17 protein-coding genes and 1 other RNA gene are annotated in these 20,262 nt (G+C 59.5%); 4 read left to right on the forward strand and 14 right to left on the reverse strand.

The features are described 5' to 3' along the window. Window positions 1–26: 26 nt before the first annotated feature. From CACC_RS08290 to thrC, 3 genes are read right to left on the reverse strand one after another with little or no spacing between them, the layout of a single operon-like run. Complete coding sequence (locus CACC_RS08290) at window positions 27–872, reverse strand: trypsin-like serine protease (RefSeq protein WP_244262141.1); 846 nt, start codon at window positions 870–872, stop codon at window positions 27–29. Next, on the reverse strand, window positions 847–993 hold the full coding sequence (locus CACC_RS08295) for a hypothetical protein (protein WP_005278279.1): 147 nt from the start codon (window positions 991–993) through the stop codon (window positions 847–849). Before CACC_RS08295 ends, CACC_RS08290 begins: the two co-directional genes overlap by 26 nt. A gap of 7 nt (window positions 994–1,000) precedes the next feature. Further along, window positions 1,001–2,443 (reverse strand): threonine synthase, encoded by a 1,443-nt coding sequence (gene thrC / locus CACC_RS08300; RefSeq protein ID WP_005278277.1) that lies wholly within the window; start codon window positions 2,441–2,443, stop codon window positions 1,001–1,003. A gap of 38 nt (window positions 2,444–2,481) precedes the next feature. On the opposite strand from thrC, the gene CACC_RS08305 reads away from it, so the two are divergent. After that, complete coding sequence (locus CACC_RS08305; protein WP_005278265.1) at window positions 2,482–3,789, forward strand: MFS transporter; 1,308 nt, start codon at window positions 2,482–2,484, stop codon at window positions 3,787–3,789. Between the two features lie 4 nt (window positions 3,790–3,793). On the opposite strand, the gene CACC_RS08310 is transcribed toward CACC_RS08305, so the two are convergent. From CACC_RS08310 to CACC_RS08330, 5 genes are all read right to left on the reverse strand, one after another. Continuing rightward, a complete protein-coding gene (locus tag CACC_RS08310; protein WP_005278254.1) occupies window positions 3,794–4,555 on the reverse strand; it encodes an AAA family ATPase in 762 nt (253 codons plus the stop codon). 403 nt (window positions 4,556–4,958) lie between these two features. Further along, window positions 4,959–5,426 (reverse strand): hypothetical protein, encoded by a 468-nt coding sequence (locus tag CACC_RS08315; protein ID WP_005278242.1) that lies wholly within the window; start codon window positions 5,424–5,426, stop codon window positions 4,959–4,961. A gap of 1 nt (window position 5,427) precedes the next feature. Beyond that, window positions 5,428–5,790: a hypothetical protein gene (locus CACC_RS08320; protein ID WP_005278240.1), complete on the reverse strand. Its 363-nt coding sequence runs from the start codon at window positions 5,788–5,790 to the stop codon at window positions 5,428–5,430. Window positions 5,791–5,886: 96 nt separating this feature from the next. Further along, window positions 5,887–8,946 carry a bifunctional [glutamine synthetase] adenylyltransferase/[glutamine synthetase]-adenylyl-L-tyrosine phosphorylase gene (locus CACC_RS08325; RefSeq protein WP_005278238.1) on the reverse strand — a complete coding sequence of 1,020 codons (3,060 nt, stop codon included), beginning with the start codon at window positions 8,944–8,946 and terminating at the stop codon, window positions 5,887–5,889. A 7-nt stretch (window positions 8,947–8,953) separates the two neighbouring features. Beyond that, window positions 8,954–10,291 (reverse strand): glutamine synthetase family protein, encoded by a 1,338-nt coding sequence (locus tag CACC_RS08330; protein ID WP_005278236.1) that lies wholly within the window; start codon window positions 10,289–10,291, stop codon window positions 8,954–8,956. A 195-nt stretch (window positions 10,292–10,486) separates the two neighbouring features. Between CACC_RS08330 and CACC_RS08335 the strand changes: the two genes are divergently transcribed. Both CACC_RS08335 and CACC_RS08340 read left to right on the forward strand, forming a co-directional pair. Then, window positions 10,487–11,527 carry a DUF2786 domain-containing protein gene (locus CACC_RS08335; RefSeq protein ID WP_005278233.1) on the forward strand — a complete coding sequence of 347 codons (1,041 nt, stop codon included), beginning with the start codon at window positions 10,487–10,489 and terminating at the stop codon, window positions 11,525–11,527. A 174-nt stretch (window positions 11,528–11,701) separates the two neighbouring features. Beyond that, window positions 11,702–13,459 (forward strand): CYTH and CHAD domain-containing protein, encoded by a 1,758-nt coding sequence (locus CACC_RS08340; RefSeq protein WP_005278229.1) that lies wholly within the window; start codon window positions 11,702–11,704, stop codon window positions 13,457–13,459. A gap of 69 nt (window positions 13,460–13,528) precedes the next feature. Here CACC_RS08340 and CACC_RS08345 read toward each other — a convergent pair whose 3' ends face one another. Further along, entirely contained in the window at window positions 13,529–13,723 is a 195-nt protein-coding gene (locus CACC_RS08345; RefSeq protein ID WP_005278227.1) for a hypothetical protein, read from the reverse strand. Between the two features lie 251 nt (window positions 13,724–13,974). Here CACC_RS08345 and CACC_RS08350 point away from each other — a divergent pair, with 251 nt between their 5' ends. After that, window positions 13,975–15,249: a galactokinase family protein gene (locus tag CACC_RS08350; protein WP_005278225.1), complete on the forward strand. Its 1,275-nt coding sequence runs from the start codon at window positions 13,975–13,977 to the stop codon at window positions 15,247–15,249. A 3-nt stretch (window positions 15,250–15,252) separates the two neighbouring features. Here the strand turns inward: CACC_RS08350 and rnpB are convergent. From rnpB to CACC_RS08375, 5 genes are all read right to left on the reverse strand, one after another. Continuing rightward, window positions 15,253–15,708, reverse strand: an RNA gene (gene rnpB, locus CACC_RS08355) — RNase P RNA component class A. A 68-nt stretch (window positions 15,709–15,776) separates the two neighbouring features. Next, a complete protein-coding gene (gene adhP / locus CACC_RS08360; RefSeq protein ID WP_005278221.1) occupies window positions 15,777–16,841 on the reverse strand; it encodes an alcohol dehydrogenase AdhP in 1,065 nt (354 codons plus the stop codon). 332 nt (window positions 16,842–17,173) lie between these two features. Beyond that, entirely contained in the window at window positions 17,174–18,370 is a 1,197-nt protein-coding gene (locus tag CACC_RS08365) for a bifunctional RNase H/acid phosphatase (protein ID WP_005278218.1), read from the reverse strand. After that, entirely contained in the window at window positions 18,367–19,086 is a 720-nt protein-coding gene (locus CACC_RS08370) for a zinc ribbon domain-containing protein (RefSeq protein WP_005278217.1), read from the reverse strand. The genes CACC_RS08365 and CACC_RS08370 overlap by 4 nt, the downstream gene beginning before the upstream one ends. Further along, window positions 19,087–20,229 carry a Nif3-like dinuclear metal center hexameric protein gene (locus CACC_RS08375; RefSeq protein ID WP_005278215.1) on the reverse strand — a complete coding sequence of 381 codons (1,143 nt, stop codon included), beginning with the start codon at window positions 20,227–20,229 and terminating at the stop codon, window positions 19,087–19,089. It abuts the gene before it with no gap. Between the last annotated feature and the right edge of the window lie 33 nt (window positions 20,230–20,262).

Consider the following 20,262-nt stretch of genomic DNA (forward strand, 5'->3'; position numbering starts at 1 on the left):
CCTAGCGTAGCCAATTGTGCCTGATCCTATGCCACGGGGCCGAGGACCTTCAGTGCCAATTCCTGGATATCCGGTGCGGTGGTAAAGGCCACGTCGATGTTTTGTTGCGTGTCTTCGCAGCTATGCCCCTCGTCCAAAGGCTCGGTGATTCCAGAGACCAGCCCCACGATGGTCTGCCGGCCATCCACATCGCCGTAAACGGGCCCGCCGGAATCCCCGACCGCGCTGCACATCTCCGCCAGGGCGGCGTTGGAATCGTGTTCTAGGCCCTGGTAATTCAGTTGTGTGGAATCCACCGCGTTTTTCACGTTCCCGCAGGTCACGATGGTAGAACTGCCCAGCTTGCATACCGCGTCCGGCAGCTTGTCCAGCTGCGTGGCTACGGTGGTGGCTACCTCGCCTGGGGTGAAGTACTGCGCATCGCGGTACAGCTCGATGAAGGCAACGTCTAAGTGATTGGTCTCCTCGGCAAAGAAGTCCGAATAGATCACCTCGCCTACTGGATCGGCTGGGTAGGCGAAATCGCCCTCTTGGGTTCCGGCCCAGACCTTATCGCCAGGTTTGCCGCAATGGGAGGCCGTCACGGCGATGGTGCGGCCATCGGCAAGCGCGAAGGACCACGCCGCGGTGCAGGACTGGAAGTTAAAGTACTCGCCCGGCTGCGGGTCACTCGTGGTTAAGTTCAGCGCGGCGCCTGGGGGCACCGGCACCACCGCGGGCTCATAAAACTCGTTCGGCGGCGCCGGCGGTGGCGTGTCGGTGGATTGTGCAACCACCCCATCCTGCTGCTGGGTGGCATCGGTGCTACACGATGCCACCATAAACAGCCCTGCTGCTGCCAGCAGGCTACTGACTATCCGTACCCGCGTCACCTGCAGAGTCCTTGTCCTGTTCTTCCTTATCCGCCTCTGCTTGTGCTTTTAAGTCGCGGATGAATTTTTCCGGATCGAATTCGGTATAGTGCTCCGGCCCGGCGAAGTTTTCTAATGCCATGTGGTTGCTACACCTCCGTGTTCTTGATGCTCGAGGTAATAAAGTCCTTGACCGCTGCGGCATCGTTGGGCAGATCCGCCACGTGGCGCTCCGCATCTAGGATGTCAGCGAAACGCTCCGGTGGCTGCGGCGCGCTCCCGATGGCCTCGGTAATGGTTTCGCTGAATTTTACCGGCAGTGCCGTTTCCAGGCAGATAATGGGCGTCGTCACGCCCTCTTTTTGGGCCGCACGCGCCACCTTGATGCCATCGGCCGTGTGCGGATCCGCCAGGTAACCATAGCGCTCGTGGACGTCCTTGATGGTGGCGAGCCGATCATCGTGGGTGGAGGAACCGGAAAAGAAACCGTAGTCTTCACGCGCGGCCGTGATGAGCTCTTCTTCCAGGTTAAACCCGCCTTCTTTGACCTTGGTGCCAAAGAGATCCGCAACGCGGGCAGCATCGCGGCCTAAAAGATCGAAGGCGAAGCGCTCGAAGTTCGAGGCGCGGGAAATATCCATAGACGGCGACGAGGTGGCCATGGTTTCCGCGGCCGGACGCGGGCGGTAGTTGCCGGTGCGGAAGAACTCATCCAAGACGTCATTCTCATTCGTCGCCACGATGAGGCGATCGATGGGAAGGCCCATGCTGCGCGCGATGTGACCAGCGCAGATATCGCCGAAGTTACCGGTAGGAACGCTAAAGGATACCTTCTGCTCGTTAGTATCGGTGACCTTGATCCAGCAGGAAATATAGTAAACCACCTGGGCTAGCAGGCGCGCCCAGTTAATGGAGTTGACCGCGCCGATGCGGTAGTTGGCCTTAAATTCCGCATCGCTGGAGACGGCCTTTACCACGTCCTGGCAATCATCAAAGACACCGTCGAGGGCGATATTGAAGATATTCGGATCATCCAGGCCAAACATTTGGGCCTGCTGGAAGGCGGTCATGCGCCCGGCTGGGGTCAACATGAAAACGCGGATGCCGTCGCGCCCGCGCATGGCGTACTCAGCAGAAGAGCCGGTATCGCCAGAGGTAGCGCCCAAAATATTCAGCGTCTCCCCGCGGCGGGCAAGCTCGTATTCAAAAAGCTCGCCCAAAAGCTGCATGGCCATATCTTTAAATGCAGCGGTGGGGCCCTCGGACAGGTGGCCGATAAAGAGGGCATCGCCAAGCTCAGTGACCGGCACGATCTCTGGGGAGGCAAACTTCGGGTTGGTATATGCCCGGGCTGCGATTTTATCCAGATCCTCGTCTGGAATATCATCGATAAACAGCTTGATGACCTCGGCCGCAAGGGCGGCATAGCCGTTGGTTTTCACCACATCGCGCCACGCATCCAACGTGGCGGAATCTAGTTGCGGGTAGGTTTCAGGCAGGTAAAGGCCGCCATCGGGCGCGAGCCCTCCTAAAAGGATATCCGTAAAGGATGCGGGCTGGCCGGTGGTATCACGGGTCGAAATATACTTCACAAGATGAATCCTAGTAGTTAACGCGTAAGGTATCAGCCATGTCGCAGCCAAATCCCAGAGAAGTTATCACAACCCAGGCGTTAATGATTTGGATCGCGGCAATAGCGGTCTACCTCGTAGCCATTACCGGGCGGTCTTCCTTCGGCGTCGCCGGCCTTGATGCCATCGAGCGCTTCGACGTCGATGCCGGGCGCATCGCGGTATTTACCTCCGTGCAATTGGGCGTTTATGCCATCGCGCAGATCCCCACCGGCATGCTGATCGATAAATTTGGCCCCCGCATCCTGCTCGTGGTGGGCGCGGTCATTATGGGCGTTGGCCAGGTCATACTCGGCTTTACCAGCAATTACGGGGTAGCTATCTTCGCACGCGTGCTCATCGGCGCCGGCGATGCCACGGGCTTCTTATCGGTGATGCGCATCCTGCCTTACTGGTTCCCGCTGCACCGCACACCGATGTTTACCCAGGTGACCTCCTCCATTGGCCAGATGGGCCAATTCATTTCCGCCGTCCCCTTCCTCTGGTTGCTAGGAACTGCGGGATGGACCGCGGCGTTCGTGACCTTGGGCGCAGTAGGCATCCTCGTTGCCATTGCCGCCGCCGTCGCGGTCGCTGACTCCCCAGAGAAGCTCGGGGTTATCCCTTTAGAAAAAGAACCGCCCAATTCCCAGGGCAGCAGCATCGGTGCCCGCTTAAAGGCGGTCTTTACCTCGCCCATCGCCTGGCAAGCATACTTTATTCACTACAGCGGCATGTTGCCGCTGATTGTCTTTGTCATGCTGTGGGGCATGCCCATGATGACCCAAGGCATGGAACTATCCAAGGGCAAGGCCAGCCTCGTGCTGACCCTCTTGGCCGTATTTTTGGTTCTGGTCGGGCCCTTACACGGCCGGATTTCCTCCCGCGCGCAGAATATCCGCCCATGGGTCGCGCTCGGGTTCGTGTGCCTGCACGTGCTGACCTGGGTACTATTCTTCGCCTTCGGCACCGGCGGGGGTCTGGCGGCCATCACCGTGGTCTCCTTTATCTTGGCGCTGTGCACGCCGACGTCGAATTATGGCTTCGACATCATCCGCGAGAACATGGACCGCTCTGTCGTGGCCACCGCTACCGGCTTGGGTAATATGGGCGGGTTTACCTCCGGCATGTTGGGCGCGCAATTATTCGGCATGGTCTTGGATCACTCTGCCGATGCCCCCAATTACTCTATGCCCGATTTCACCTCCGCCGCCCTCGCCGTCCTCGCCGTATGGCTGTGCGGCATGGCTGGTGTCGTCATCACCCACATCCTGCGCCGGCGCGGCGGCTACGCGGGGCCATCCGTGCGGATCGTAGAAGTAACCTAGCGGTCTATTCGGGCCTTTCGGCCTCGTCCACCGCGGTGTCGGCCGCCTCTGCATCTTCTGCGTCTGGGTCCAAGATAAAGTTGATAGTCCCCTCAGGGTCCTCGAGGAACTCCCTGGTAGCGGCCACGGCCTCGGCCTCGTCAAAGGAAATGCGCTGAAAGCCGGTGTCATTTAATTCCACGATATCGGCATTGGGGCAGCCTAATAGGATGGGTGAATGCGTGGCGATAAATACCTGCGCACCGCGGTCAACGGCCTGGGCGATTTCCGCTATCAATGCCAATTGCCGGACGACGGACAATCCCGATTCTGGTTCATCCAGAATATAGACCCCAGCGCCGTCAACTCGCTCATAGAGCACATCGAAGACGGACTCGCCGTGCGAGCGGGCCTGCACATCCACCTGGGTGGGCAGGGTGGAACGCCCGCCGGTTTCCTCGGGGGATTGCTCGCGCGATAGCAGGTATTCATGGGTTTCCGCCCGCAGGAAATAGGCGCGCTGGATAAGCTCCGTGCACTCACAAGCCACCGGGCTTACTGGCAAGATTGCTTCCGGATCCCCCATCCGGCCGCCCTTGGGAGAGCACCCAAGATCCGTTGCCATGGCGGCCAAGAGGCTGGATTTTCCTATGCCGTTATCGCCAACGAAAATCGTCACCGGGCGGGTAAAGGAAAAGCGCCTTAAATCCCCTAGGTAATCGAAGGCAGGCAGGCTGCGGCGATAATCTCGCGGCATGGATTTCAGGCGAATGGCATCAACCAACATGCCTGGCACTTTAGCAGCAGCGGCGGTGCACAGTTGGGGTATGCACGCTATCTCTTCGCTAGTGCTGTTGCTACCTCGAGTGCGGACTTGAGGTGCAGGATTAATGGATCCCCGGTTGCGGCTTGGGCAATGGTCTCTGCTGGAACCGTATTCACCGCAAAGGCAATCGCCAATCCCCCGCTAATAGGAAATACTATGGCTGCGGCCACCGCCAAGGTTGTAGATAATCTATTGCTTATTGTCATCGTCTCCTCCAGTCCCTCGGTAACGAACACCATTATTCGTTACCGTTTCGTTATGGGATAACTCTAGGGAGACGAGCTGTTAAGGCCATGCCGTCAGTCTGCCGGTTTCCTGAAACTTCTTGGGGCCGTTCGCAGGCAATCCGTGGCCACGGCCTGGTCTAATTCGCCGGGGCGCTTTCGGCCACGATGCCATCGCTGGCAGGGATGACAATCCCCTTTTCAAAGGCGCCGATGATGGCCTTTTCATCGTCTTCATCCAGCTCACCAGAGGCCACGGCGCTCTTTAATTCGCGCTCGAGATACTGCCGGACATCAGACTTTCCGGATTTATTCTGGGTAATATCGCGCGGCACCGATTCCAGGGGAATGCCCAACGCCTTCGCCAGCGACATCACCCGATTGGCCTCTGAAGACGCATCGCCTCCTACTGCACCATTAACCTGAGCGGGCGCTTCTTCCTGTACCACTCCCCCGGCTACGGCATCGCCCACGGTCATCGTCCCTTTAGGCGGCTGATGGCGGCTGGTTGCCCACGTGCCAACGACGACGGCGATAATTGCCGCCACGGCGATACAACCCCAAAGGTAGATAAGCTTCCTGCGGTGGGCTTCCGGTGATTTAGCCATGTTAATCCGAACTTCCCCCGAAGAATCCGTATCCATTACCGCGCGAGGAATTGCCAGTGCCGCGTTCATTCAAGATATCGATGAGCGAGCGGATCGTGGCCTCCCCAATGCCGTCGCCGCGCCCGCGCGAGCGGGAGTCCGCACCGCCCTCACGATCAAGGTCGTCTTGGCGATGCGATGCATCGAGGTTCTGCCCGGCGCGGGACGCACCCGTCTGCGGGGCCGATACCGCGATGGTCAAGGTGGAGCCATCTAATTTTAGAACGTCATCATCGCGTACCCCTGCCGCGCGAGCGGCGGAAAGCAAGGCGGCCAATTCTCCAACGGTGGCGGAGTCCACATCAAGCTGCAGCTGAAATGACATACCAAAGATCCTTTCTCTAACTTGTTCCTACTTTAGGGCCCGATACTTCAAAAGTTAAGGGAATGAGCGCTGTATAGACCAAGTTATGCGGCAACTTTAAGAATGCTCGAAGGATTCCTCCTCTCCCCAAAAGACTTCATCGACCACCTTGCGCGCGTGCCGGGTCAATTTCAGGTACGTATCCAGGAAATCCTGGTTATTCTCCGGCGTCCACCCGGCCGCGCCAGCTACCTGGGCCAATTGTGGGCCAGGACCTGGCAATTGATCCACCCGCTTGCCGCGCACCAGCACCAATGCGTTGCGGGCATCCGTTGCCATCAACCACGCATCTCGCAGGTCGCTGGTTTGCGCGGTGCTTAAGACGCCGCTTTCTTCCAGCGCATCGAGCACCGGCAGGGTCCCTGGTTGGCGCAGCTCTGGATGCTCGTGCCCGTGCATCATAATCAGCAGCTGCACCGTCCACTCAATATCGGTCAGCGCCCCGCGCCCCAGCTTCGTGTGGGTGGTGCGATCAGCTCCCCGCGGCAGGCGCTCATTATCCACGCGAGCCTTCATGCGCCGGATGGCGCGAATGGTGGATTGGCTCGCGCCGCTATCCGGGTAGCGGTATTCATCGATCATCTCCATAAAGCGCTCGCCCACTTCCTCATCCCCGGCGATGAAGGCCGCGCGCAGCAACGCCTGCATTTCCCAGGCCTCGCCCCACTCGCGGTAATAGCGCTTGTAGGAGGCAATGCTGCGCACCACAGCACCCGAACGCCCCTCCGGGCGCAGGCCCAAGTCAACGTCCAAGGGAGGATCCCCAGAGGGCTTGGCAAGGCGGCGGCGCAGCTTATCGACGATCCCGATGGCCCACCGCATGGCCTCGCCTTCATCGTCTGCTGCGTCAGGCTCTGCCACGAAAAGGACATCCGCATCGGAACCGAACCCAAGCTCACGGCCGCCGAGCCGGCCCATGCCAATCACCGCAATGCGCGCCGGCGGTTCCGCATCCTCGTGGTCGTTCCGCCATGCCCGCACCTCCGCGCGCAGGGCGGCTTCCAGAACGGCGTTCCAGATAGTCGACAGCTCTTGGCACACCTGCTCAACGGGGATGATCCCTAAGAGATCGCCGCTGGCGATGCGCGCCAGCTCCACCCTGCGCAGCGAGCGCGCGACCGCCACCGCCTTATCCGGGTGCGCATGGCGTTTGCTGGAATTAACCAGCGCCTTAGATACCTGCTCAGGCTTGGTTTCGAGCAACTTGGGGCCGGTCGCGCCATCGGAAAGCTGCTTTACCGAATCCGGGGCGCTGATGATAAGGTCCGCGGTAAATGGCGAGGTTCCCAGAATATGCATTAAGCGCTGGCCGACGATCCCCTCATCCCGCAAAATCCGCAGGAACCACGACTTATCCCGGGCGGCCTCTGAGAGCTTGCGGTAATTGAGCAACCCCATATCCGGGTCCGCGGTGTCTGCCAACCACTCCATCAAGGGGGGCAACAAGATGGCTTGAATGCGTGCCTTGCGCGACGTCCCGGACGCCAGGGAGGTCAGGTGCTCGAAGGCGCGATCCGGCGAGCTATAGCCCAATGCCGCAAGCTGTAGCTTTGCCGCCTCGGGCGAAAGTTTGAGCTCATCGGCGGACATGGTCACCACGGAATTGAGAAGTGGGCGATAAAACAGGCGCGAGTGCAACTCGGAAATGCGCATCCTGATGCGGCGCAAATGCGCCAACATGCCCTGCACCGCAGACTTTGTGCCCTGCGGGGAGAATCCGGAAATCACCGCGAGCCAGTTCAGGCCCGCTTCATCATCGTCTGCCGGCAGGGTGTGCGTGCGGCGGAAGCGCTCCAATTGCAGGCGGTGTTCTAAAAGGCGCAAGAATTCATAGGCCTCGATGAGCTGCGTGCCGTCTTCGCGGCCCACGTAGCCTGCAGAGATAAGCGCATCGAGGGCATCTACCGTCGACAACGCGCGCAGGGATTCATCGGAGCGACCGTGCACCAATTGCAGCAATTGCACCGCGAATTCAATATCGCGCAGCCCACCGACGCCCAGCTTGAGCTCGCGATGTTTGAGCTCATCCGGCACATTGTCCAATACGCGCCGGCGCATGGCTTGGACGTCTTCCACGAAGGAATCGCGCTGCGAGGCCGTCCACACCATCGGCCGAATCTGTTCCAGATAGTCCTGCCCCAGCGGCAGGTAGCCGGTCATCGCCCGCGCCTTGAGCAGGGCCTGGAATTCCCAGGTTTCTGCCCACCGACGGTAGTAGGTCACGTGCGAATCCAGCGTGCGCACCAGCGCCCCAGACTTACCCTCCGGCCGCAGGTTCGCATCGACATCAAAAAATGTCGTGGAACCAATCCGGTTAAACTCCGCAGCTAGCCTGGTGGCCTTGGGCGTTGCCTCGCTGCCGACGAAGATAACGTCCACATCGGAAATGTAGTTGAGCTCGCCGGCACCGCACTTGCCCATCGCCATGACCGCAAGCTGCGCATCGAGCGGATCATCGCCGTAGATCTTGCGCACCGCAACGGCAAGGGAGGCGGTAAGGGCGGCATCGGCAAGCGCAGTCGTCAGCGTGGTGACCTGCCGGAAGCTTACCTCCGGCTGCGGGCGGGATTGCCCCTTGCGGGAGTGGAAGGTTCCCGCCACATCGTGCGCGGCAAGCCGCATCATCAGCGTGCGGTACTGGGTCCGCATCTCCTTTTTATGCTCGCCCTCGCTCGCGCGGTACGTACCCGGCGCACTGAGATCGTCCCTCGCTGGATCAGGAGCATCGAGCTCTGCAGCGAACGTTGCCGGCTGCGCCCCCACCGTTTCAAGCAGGCTAGTCAGCATCTCTTCTGGCTCTGGGAGGGGCTTTTTCAGCTCCTCCCACAGCTCCGGGTGGGCGGCGAGGTGATCCCCGAACGCCGTCGACGCACCCAAGAGCGCGAGAAGGCGCACCCGCACTTGCTCGTTGCTGCGGATTTCCGCATCGAGCTCCGGGGCCTGCTCGTAAATGCGCACGAGGTTATTAAGCGCCAAATCTGGATCACCGACCGCAGCCAGCGTCCATAAGAGATCAACGGACTCCGGATTATTCCATCCCAGTTGTTCTAAGTCTTGTGCGGCATGGGACCGGCTAAGGCCCAGCGACGCCGGCGAAGGCACCGTGGCAGGACGCATTATTCTCCTAGAAGTTCAGGTTGTTGCGCAGCTCGACTGTGGTAATTTGGCGCTGGTAATCGCGCCATTCTTCCCATTTGGCGCGCAAGAAGAACTCGAAGACGTGCTCGCCCAAGACCTCCGCCATAAATTCGGACTTTTCGAACTCGCGCAGGGCCTGGTCCATGCTGGAGGGCAGATCCTTATACCCCATGGCGCGGCGTTCGCGGTGGGTGAGCTGGTGGACATCGTCTTCCGCGGGCTCGTCTAATTCGTAGCCTTCCCGGATGCCTCGCAGCCCGGCTGCGAGAATGACCGCATAACCCAAGTATGGGTTCATGGAAGCATCGATGGACCGGATTTCCACCCGGCGCGATTCCTCCTTGGTCAGGCGATACGTTGGTACGCGCACCAGGGCGGAGCGGTTCTGCACGCCCCAGGTGGCCGAACCCGGTGCTTCATTGCCAAACATCAGCCTCTTATAGGAGTTGGGCCACTGGTTGATAATGGGGCTCATCTCCGTGGAGTGCTCCAAAATTCCGGCGATGAATTGCTTAGCGGTGCGCGAGAGCGAAAATTCATCGTCCGGATCGTGGAAGGCATTGGACTGGCCTTCAAAAAGGCTAAAGTGCGTATGCATTCCGGAGCCCGGGAGATCCTCAAAGGGCTTGGGCATAAACGTTGCCCGCACATTGGAATCCGTGGCAACCTGCTTAATCACCCGCCGGAAGGTCATAATATTATCCGCCATGGTCAGCACGTCGGCATGGCGGAGATCGATTTCCTGCTGGCCCGGCGCGGTTTCGTGGTGGCTAAATTCGGTGGCGATGCCGAGCGATTCCAATGCCAACATAGCGCGGCGGCGAAAGAGCGGCGCGGTATCGTGCGTCGCCTGATCGAAGTACCCGCCATTATCGGTGGGGACCAGGTCTGTCAGTTCCTTGCTGTGTTCCAGCAGGTAGAACTCGATTTCTGGCGAGGCCATGCAGGTAAAACCATCGTTGGCAGCCTCGGTGACCTGGCGGCGCAGGATATGGCGCGGATCTACCACGGAGGGCTGGCCGTCTGGCTGCGCAATATCGCAGAACATGCGCGCCGTTTGTAGGTCCGGCTCGTTGTCATCAAAGGGCAGGATTTGGAAGGTGGAGGGATCCGGCAGCGCAATGGTGTCTGATTCCGAGATGCGGGAAAATCCCTCTACCGAAGAACCATCAAAGCCAATCCCCTCCTCAAAGGCGGATTCGAGTTCGGAGGGGCTCATCACTACGGATTTGAGGGCGCCCATGATATCCGTAAACCACAAGCGGATAAAGCGGATATCGCGTTCCTCAACGGTGCGTAAGACGAATTCGTGTTGGCTATTCATGCCCTAAACCTTACCGGCTCACCGCTAGGCAGTGTGCAGTTCATTAGTCAATTTCCACATGGTCAGATTCGCAGGTCGCCAGAGTATTCAGGGGGTAGCTAGCGGGGGTTATAGGAGCAGGTACGGCTGCGCGCACGTGCTTTGCTAGTGGGGCAAGCGAACACCTGTACAACCTTTCTAAAGGAAGAAACTAGTATGACCTCCCACGTTGATGAACTTTCTGCCAGCGTTATCGATGCCATAGTTACTGCCGCCCAATACGGGTGGTCCCCGGACGATTTACGCCACGTCCTGGGCGCTTATTCCTATCCCCTCATCTACCGCGCTAGCCCGCACGTACCTGCCCGCATCACCTCACCCGCGCTGCGCAAAGCGTGGCTGCAATTAGAAGCACCGCAAGAAAGTTTCATTCCCCCCGATAAAATGCGCGCCATCATGAAAGAGCTGGTGCACCTGCCGCGTTTGCGCGATACCGAACTTTTAGCAGGCGGCGAGTTGAGCCAGGCTGGTGACTCTAGCGATAAGCAGGATAAAATCCGCCACAAGGTTTTGGGGCTATTGCGCAAGGCCGAGTCCACGTCCTTTGCAGAAGAGGCAGAGGTGCTTATTTCTAAGGCCCAGTCGCTGCAGCAGAAATACCGCATCGAAGATCTCTTAACCGTGGACCAGCCCCGCCTCATTTCCCACCGCGTGCACGTTCACCCGCCATATATCAAACACCAGGTCACCTTGTTAGGCACCATCGCCAATGCCAATGGGTGCACCACCCTCCTCATCCACGAAAAGGGCCTTGCCTGCATCATCGGCGCGCCCGAAGACGCCGCCCACTGTGCCGATCTGTTCTCCTCGCTGAACCGCCAATGCGATTGGTACATGCGCAATAGCGAGGGTGCCGAGTTTGCACGCGCGACACAGACCACCGCGTCCTATCGCCGGAGCTTTCGGCTTTCCTATGCCGCCCGGATCGGGGAGCTGCTGGAGCTGGCCAATGAAGACGGGATCGAAGAAAAACTCGATGAATCTCCCTATTGCAGCCACCACGCAGAACTCATCGCCACTCAGACGCTACCTGCGCTCCAAGCGCGCACCGATCATGCTGAGGAAACCCGAGACCGCCTATTTCCCAACCTGACCACATCCTCGCTATCCATGAATAGCCTGCATGGCATCACTGATGGCATCACGGCCGCGGATAAGTCTCACTTGGGTGGGCCTGCCACTGGCATCGATTCTTAATACCGGCAGCCCCTCACCCCGCGGCTTCTTCTACCCGCTTTCAGCCCAAGGTGTCGGCTGCGCATTTCTACCAGTGCGCACAGCAAACGCTGCGAAATTTTTCAGGCGGTCGCTGCGCGTCACGGGTAGGATCACAGGTGAAATTAATTGTTGTAAAAGCTTAAGGGTATGTGAATGTCAACACAGACTTTCCTGGAAGTAGAAGCGAAATTCGCCGTAGCAGAATCGACTCAACTACCTGAACTCACTCGACTCGAATCCGTTGACCATATTGCAGAAACGCGCCACCACGCTCTATCCGCCATCTATTACGACACGGAAGATTTGCGCCTAACGCACGCCAAAATCACCTTACGCCGCCGCACCGGCGGCAATGACGATGGCTGGCACATCAAGATCCCCAGCGAGGGTGGCCGGACCGAGATCCATGCCGAGCTGGGAGAACCGGTAGACGGCAAGTACGAGGTGCCCCAAGAGCTGGTACGGCAGGTGCGTTCCATCGTTCGTCACAACGAGTTAAACCCCATTGCGCAGGTGGATAATAACCGCACCGAGATGCTGCTTGCAGACGAACACAATAATCCGGTCGCGGAATTCTGCGATGACCACGTCACCGCCTTTTCCTTCCTGCCCGGCGGGCAGCAGCAATCCTGGCGCGAATGGGAGGTAGAGCTTGCCGGTGAGCTTCCAGGCACCGAAGCGGGAAGCCACTTCATTCGCCGCGCCACCTCCCTTCTCATCGGCGCTGGGGCTCGCGTTTCTTCGTCTCCGTCTAAGTTGAAGTCGGCCTTGGGAGATTCCTACAACAATGCTCCCCTACCGCCCGCGCTCATTACCCCAGACGTTGATGAGGATTCCCCAGCAGCCGCAGTGATTACAGCGCTGCAAGCCAACCGGGACAAGCTCATTGATTACGATCCGCGCGTTCGCCGCGATGAGTGGGACTCGGTGCACCAGATGCGCGTGGCCACCCGCGAGCTGCGCAGCCACCTGCAGACTTTTCACGGCATTGTCGTCGGCCCACAGATTGAGAAGATCGAAGCCGATCTCAAAGAGCTCGCCAGCATTTTGGGCGTAGCCCGCGATGCAGAGGTTGTGGAAGAGCGCTGGCAAGAGCTCTTGGAGTCCGAGGACTCCGATACCTTGGATGCTGCCACCCGCGAACACATCTCCCGCGATATGGGAACGGCCTACCGGCGGGCGCACCGCAGGGTTATCGCCGCGCTAAATTCTGAAGAATACCTCGAATTGCTCGAGTCCCTCGACCGCCTATTGGCAGATCCCCCTACTGCCGGTTCTCAATCCGCAGAAGATGCCGACGGTGATGACGATTCCGCTGCCGTGGACGCGACTGAGAAAGCGCCCGGAGATGCAACCGATAATTCAGCCGAAGAATCCGCGGAAACGCACCCCGCAGAGGAAGAACCGACCGCTGAAAAGAAGACGGAAAAGTCACCTTCCACCGGCGATGCGGAGGCCGAGGACGTCGATGCCGTTATGGCACGCCACCTAGAAAAGGCCTATAAGAAGCTGGTCAAGCGACACAAGAAGGCAGTGGAGAACTGGGATAACGCGGAGCTTTCACTGCACGAGCGCGAGGATTATTTCCACGATATGCGCAAGGCGGCCAAGAAGTTGCGTTACGCAGCAGAGGCAGCTGGTTCAGCAACGAAGCTAAAGACCAAGCGCCTGTACAAGGCCTGCAAAAAGATGCAATCGGTCTTGGGGGATTTCCAAGACTCGGTTACCTCGCGGGATAAATTGCTCGAGCTATCCCAGAACGCGCACCGCCGCGGGGAAGATACCTTTGGTTACGGCCTGCTGTACCAGCGCGAACGCGCCATCGGCCTGGCCGCCTTGGATGATTACAACGAGTCTTTCAAGGACATCAAGGCCGCATTTAAGCCGCTGCGCAAAAAGCTGAAGAAGTAACGGGCCGTGACACCAGTTGTGGCGCGTTAGGCCGCATTGGTAGCTGCCAGGTGATGGTTGGGAAATAAACTAGTCCCAGCCATCATCTTCTTTATCTGCGGCATCGGCGGCCTTGGTGCGAGCGCGCGCAATTTCTATGGCGTGCTCGGCCTCCTCGCGGGTGCCATAGGGTCCCATGCGGTTTTCCCAGCCGAATACTTTGCCCTTGCTGACTTCCTTGGTGGAAGGGTCGTAATACCACTTCTCATCTGCTGTAGTCGCCACGGTAGTCCCTTTCGTCTATATACTTTGGACAGCACGTGTGCGCCGCCCGCCTGTGGTTGGTGCCCACACTACCCATGCATGAAAACACGCGCCCGCTAGAATATGAGGGCAGTATTTCTTTTCATGCCTCCCTTGCACCGTCAAGCAGAGCAAGGGAGCCGCTTTATCGGCTACTTTGTCCATGGCGCTAGCCCGCGCCACGTAGCCGCGTGATTTTTATCCGCCGAATTGGAAAAGGAGCTTTTGCCTTCATGCCACTGTGGTCGACGCCTAAATCCCCTATTGCTGAGCGCGTTGCACAACAACACGCCTCTATCGTGGAAACGGAGCCCACCCATGTCGCCAGCGCGCCCGCGACCTGGCCGCTCATTGGTGAGCATATCGATCATTATGGGGGCATCGTCGCCGCAAGCCTGTCGGATCTCCGCGCGGCGGCGGCCGTCAGTTCGCGCAAGGATGGCATCGTTTCCGTCCACTACGTGCCGGCAATCGGGGAGCCTGCACACGATTCCATTGGCCTGCAGGAGGTAGCTGCGCTCGCTGCGGCGCAACAACCCACGACGGACTCAGAGGGGCAGCCGGTCATCCCGCCCGCACCAGAAGGTGGGCTGGCCGCGCGCATCGGCGGCATCGTGCACACCATGGTCAACCGCCAGTTACTGTCCAGGGAGACGGCTGGGGCGGATATCACCATCGTGAGCGATATCCCCAACGATATCGGCTTAGGCGCCGCATCGGCGGCGGATGTTGCCGTAGCGCTTGCCTTAATGGGCCCAACCGATAACCTCGACGCGCCCTTGCGCGTGCGCGTTGCGGATGTCTGCACCCAGGCGGTGACCACCTTTGCCCATAAGCCCGCCCTTCGCGCGCGCCACACCGCCGCGCTGCGCAGCAGTGGCGACGGTGTCTGCATCATCGACTATGCCGATGGCTCGGTCACCCACGCGCCCCACGTCGTGGACCAAGACGTGGTGGCCTTCACCGTGGCGGTGCCCGGGAACACTGCGGAAGAACAGTCACAGGCAATTGACGCTATCCGCCAGCGCCAGCAGTTTATCGATGATGCCTGCCATTCCTTCGGCACGGAGTCGCTGCGCTTATTGCCCGATGCACAACAGCGCGTGGTGGAGTGGCTCAAGGCGGTGCACAAGGTCTACGGCGAGGAGGGCCGCCCCAGCATCAATGCGGCTACTGAGTGGATGGCATTTTATGAGGAAGAGACCTCCCGCGTGGAGCACTTCGTGCGCTACCTGCGCTCGCACCGCCGCAACGAGCTTTTCCCCATTGTCTTGCAGTCGCAGGCCTCGCTGACCAATATTTATGGTTTCGATTCCGCAGAAAAGCTCGCGGAGCTGGTCACGGTCCGCGGCGCGGTGGCCGCGCGCTCGGCGCATGCGGGGCTATCTAGCGCTGTTATTGCCTATGTCCCCAGCAACCGCGCGGAAAACTTCGCGGCAGATCTGGCAGATGATGGCTTCCTGCTGGTGAAGCTGGCCGCTGGCGAGCCCGCCAAGGTAGAAGATTAAGGGCGAATGAGCCGGCCTATAAGCCGGATTCTGTCTAACCGCAGCGCCCCATTAAGCGGAACGCCGCGCGGCGAACATCCATCTAGACCAACCGTTGCCAGTTGGTTCCAGCAGCTACCTTCAGGCTCGGGCGAGCAGCCTTAAAACGCCTGATCGGGCCCTGCAACGTGGCAGGGCCGTGATGCCTTGCTCCCGGTGGGGTTTACCCAGCCACCGCCATCACTGACGATGCTGGTGCGCTCTTAACGCACCGTTTCACCCTTACCTTGTGTCCCCAACTTGAGCCGAAACGCAAGTGGAGGCACAAGGCGGTCTACTTTCTGTTGCACTTGCCCGCGGGTCACCCCGGGTTGCCGTTAGCAACCACCGTGCTCTGTGGAGTCCGGACTTTCCTCGACTTTCACTTGCGCCCACCAGCTGTCAGCACAGTTTGTCAGCCGCGATCGCCCGGCCGGCTCATTCACCCGCTCCATCTTCGTCGATAGCCGCGCACCTGTGCAAATCTGCTGGAACACTCTGCAAGGCGCTTAGTCGTAACGGATGACTTTTCGTCCATCGATGCTGCCGTCGTGCAGCTGTTTGAACACGTCGTTGACATCGTGAATGCTGCATTCGGTGACATCTGGTTTCACCTTGCCGCGCGCATAAAAATCAATGGCCTCGGCCAGGTCTTGACGCGTGCCGACGAGCGAGCCACGAATTGTCAGCCCCTTCAGCACGATGTCGAAGATGGACGCCGGGAATTCCCCTGATGGCAGGCCATTGAACACGATGGTTCCGCCGCGTTTAGCCATCTCGATGGCTTGCCCGAAAGCATCCGGGTGCACCGCAGTCACCAGCACTCCGTGGCTGCCACCGTCAGTAAAGTCCTGCACCGCCTGTACCGGGTCAACTTCGCTGGCGTTCACGGTAAATTCTGCGCCGTGGCGCTTGGCCAGCTCCAGCTTGGAATCGGAAATATCAACGGCGATAACCCGCATGCCCATCGCGTCGGCGTATTGCACCGCCAGGTGCCCCAGGCCGCCGATACCGGAGATGACGACATATTGACCGGGCTTGGTCTCGGTCATTTTCAGACCTTTGTATACGGTCACGCCTGCACATAGGATCGGTGCGACTTCTACCGGGTCGCTACCTTCCGGGATGCGTGCGCAGTAGCGTGTGTCAACGAGCATATATTCGCCGAAGCTTCCGTCGACGGTATAGCCGCCGTACTCTGCTTTCACGCAGCGGGTTTCCCAGCCAGTTAAGCAGGATTCACATTCGCCGCACGTCGACCAGAGCCAGGCGTTGCCGACAAGGTCGCCTTCGTTCACGAACTGTTCACCCGGCCCAAGCTTGACGACGCGCCCTACTCCCTCGTGTCCGGGGATAAACGGTGGTTCTGGTTTTACGGGCCAGTCACCTTCTGCAGCGTGCAGGTCGGTGTGACAAATCCCGGATGCCTCGAGTTTCACGAGTGCTTGGTGCTCGCCGGGTTCTGGGAGTTTTTCTGCACGGACGGTGACATTAGGGCCGAATTCTTCCACGACTGCTGCCGTGAATTCCTTCGGTGGTTGTGTGGACTGTGCGGTTCTGGTTGGTGTAGTCATTGCTTCTCCTCCTCTGGTTGGTGAGCTCAAGCAATGAGCTCTGGTTAATGAGCAAACTGCCGAATTTCAGTATAGAAACAAAATAATAAAATGTGAAGCAAATCACTTATTGGGTATTGTTTTCATTTCGCTGCGCACCTGTCCTGCCATCAAGAGTGGCTGCACCTAACGCCCTCGGCGGCTTATAAGGCTCACCAACGAGGGGTTAGTACAAGCCGAACACGGTGCACACGGTGGAGGCAGTAAGCGAAAGAAAGGCAGCGGCAAAAACTGTAGCCGCTGCTTATCGAGTTCCCGGTACTAGCTGCGTAAAAACTAAGTTCACATCACCGTCAGCGCAGGTGCGCGGTTTCGTTCACGCTGAGTACCGCCGATGCCACCGGCGAGTTCTCGTCATAAAACTTGACGACGCCAATGCTGGCAAGATCCAAAAACAGGTGACTAAACGTCGCTGGCCCAGCATTCAACGCCTGGCGGGTCAACGATTTAATCGGATTAACGTGACTGACCACAGCGATCGTTTTACCGGGGTGCTTGGCGACGAGTTCTTTTCGGAATTCCCGTACGCGGCGGTGCACCTGTGCGAGTGATTCCCCAGCTGGCGGTGCTAGCGACGCATCGGTAATCCAGGCATCGTGCAGCGCGGCATCGTCATCCTGGGCCTGTTGGAAGGTCAGCCCCTCCCAGTCGCCAAAATCTGCCTCGATCAACGCGTCGTGCGTTTCTACCTGGGCACCGGTTTTTTCCGCGATCTTTTTCGCCGTCACCTGGCAGCGCTGCAGTGGCGAGGACACCACCAGATCAATCTCGCCGCGTTCGGCCACGGCGGCAGCCGAAGCTTCTGCTTGCTGCATGCCGGTCTCGGTCAGCTCAATATCGCTGTGCCCGCAGTACCGGTGCTCAGCGGAGTAGGTCGTTTGCCCGTGCCGCACCAGAATCAACGTGGTCGGCTGGCAGGTCACGCCCGTCCACGAGGCATGCGAGCCGGTGCTAATTTTCGCAGCGCCAGCATCCGAAAAAGTATCGGACACGGCCTGTTCATCAGCGCCAGCGGCAGTATCACCAGTGTCAGAATCATCGCCAGAATCATCGCCGCAGTCCACCACACCCGGCGCGTGGCCGGCGGCAGCAGCATCCATAGCCTCATTCGACAGTGCATCCGCTACTTTGTTGTCGTTTCGCCGCACCCAGCTCAGGTTCACCCTTCCGAGCTGCTGCATGAGCTTCTGCGCCTGTACACCCAGCTGCTTCATGTCTGGGTGTTTGATCTTCCAGCGGCCGTTCATCTGCTCGACGACCAGCCGGGAGTCCATATAAAAGTCGACGTCATCCGCGCCCAGCTCGACTGCAGCTTCCAGCCCGCGCAACAGCCCGTGATATTCGGCGACGTTGTTGCTGGCTTTCTTGCCGACGACATAGACGATTTCGCGCAACACCGTCTCACCATCGGCGGCGTAGACGACGGTGCCAGAACCTGCGATTCCGGGATTTCCGCGCGAGCCGCCATCGGCGTAGATGATGACCTTCATGATGCCAGGCGCACCAGGTAGGAACCACAGTCGCTGCATTGCGGCAGTTCATCGGCAGGCGCATTGCGCACGGCGTTTTTATCGGCGGGCGGCAAGACGATAAAGCAGCCACCGCAGGCCCGGTTGGCCTTAAACTGCGCGGCGCCGACGCCGTTTTCTTGCCGCTGCGCGTCGTATTCCTCGAGGACATCGGAGGGCAGCTGTTCGCGCAAATCCGCGATGCGCACGGCGGGGTCGGGCTGGTTTTCCGCGGCCTCCTGCGCCGCGTCGGCGGCGCGGCGCAGCATGTCCAGCTTGCGCTCGGAATCCGAGACGCGCGCGCCGTGGACGTCCAAGTTGGAGCGCAGCGCGTGGATCTCGTTGTGGGCTTCTTGTAGCTCACTCATTAGATCCGCGATGCGGGACTTGGTGGCGTAGAGATCGTGCTCGATGTCCTTGCGCTTTTCGGTATCCAATTCGGCACCGAGCTGGCCCTTGTCATCGCGTTCGCGCCGGCGCAGCTTGCGCTCATCGGCCTGGATGCGCAGGATTTCATTTTCCATGTCATCGACTGCCATCTGCGCGGAACCGGAGGCATCGAGCAAGCGCTTGTGTTCCTGCTGCGCCTTGTCGTATTCGACCTTTTCTGGCAGCTCTTTTTCCCCGCCAATGCCTTGCGAGCGTTCCAGGTTGGCCAATTCCAGCAGTACCGGCTGTAGTTCTTGCGATAGTTTCACTTATGACTCCTTTGGGTGCGCGGAGATAGTCCACGGATCAGTACGCAGGCTAATAATTTCCGTATCTAGTTCTAATGCTGCTTCTACGATATCGCTTGCTTGCGCCGTCCAGGGAAATTCGCTGGCCCAGTGGGCTGTATCGATGACGGCCGGTCCCCCGGCGCGCAAATGTTCGTCCACCGGGTGATGGCGCAGATCAGAGGTAACATAGACATCGACTCCCAGCTTTGCCGCAGCCGCAAGGAAGGAATCCCCGGCGCCGGACGATACCGCCACGGTGCGCACGGTCTGTTCTGGGTCCCCGGCGGCCCGGATGCCCCATGCGGTCTCCGGCAGGGCATTGGCCACCTGCTGCGTAAACTCCCGCAGGGTCATCTCGCGGGGCAGCTCGCCCACACGCCCCAGGCCCAGCGCGGTATCAAGGTCGCCGTTTCCGGCCGTTTCCACGATGTCATAGGCGGGCACCTCATACGGGTGCGCCTCGTGCAGCGCCGCAATCAGCGTGGACCGCAGCGAGGAGGGAGCCACAAACTCCACCCGTACCTCGTCGCCGCGGTGCAGCTTGCCGATGTCCCCTTCTACCGGGTCCGCCCCCTCTTCCGGCTTGAATTGGCCTTTGCCCGCGATATCGAAGGAGCAGTGGGAATAGGCGCCGATGTGGCCCGCGCCGGCATCGAAAAGCGCCTGCTTTACCTGCTCAGCACTGCCTACAGGAATATGCACTCCCCACTTATCGATGGTCTCTGGGGCTTCCGGCACGATGGGCCGACCCGGAGTAATGCCCACGAGCTCCGCGAGCTTATCGTTAACCCCTGGCCGGGCCTTATCGGCGTTGGTGTGGGCGGCAAAAAGCGCCACGCCATTTTTAATCAGGGTGTGTACGACCTTGCCCTTGGGCGTATCGGCCGCCACTGAGTCCACGCCGCGCAGTAGCAGCGGGTGGTGGACTACCAACATATCCGCGCCGAGCTCAACCGCGCGGTCCGCAACCTCTTGGGTGCAATCTAAAGCAAAGGCGACGTTGCGCACCTCGTCTGCGGGATCGCCGCAAATAAGGCCTACGGCATCCCACTTTTCGGCCAAACGGGGCGGATAGGCCTTGTCCAAAACGCGGCGCACATCGTCCACTCGCACAGCAGACATGGGGATACTCCTTTATGCTCGATTCTTGTAAAT

It is taken from the genome of Corynebacterium accolens (assembly GCF_023520795.1).
Classification (GTDB): domain Bacteria; phylum Actinomycetota; class Actinomycetes; order Mycobacteriales; family Mycobacteriaceae; genus Corynebacterium; species Corynebacterium accolens.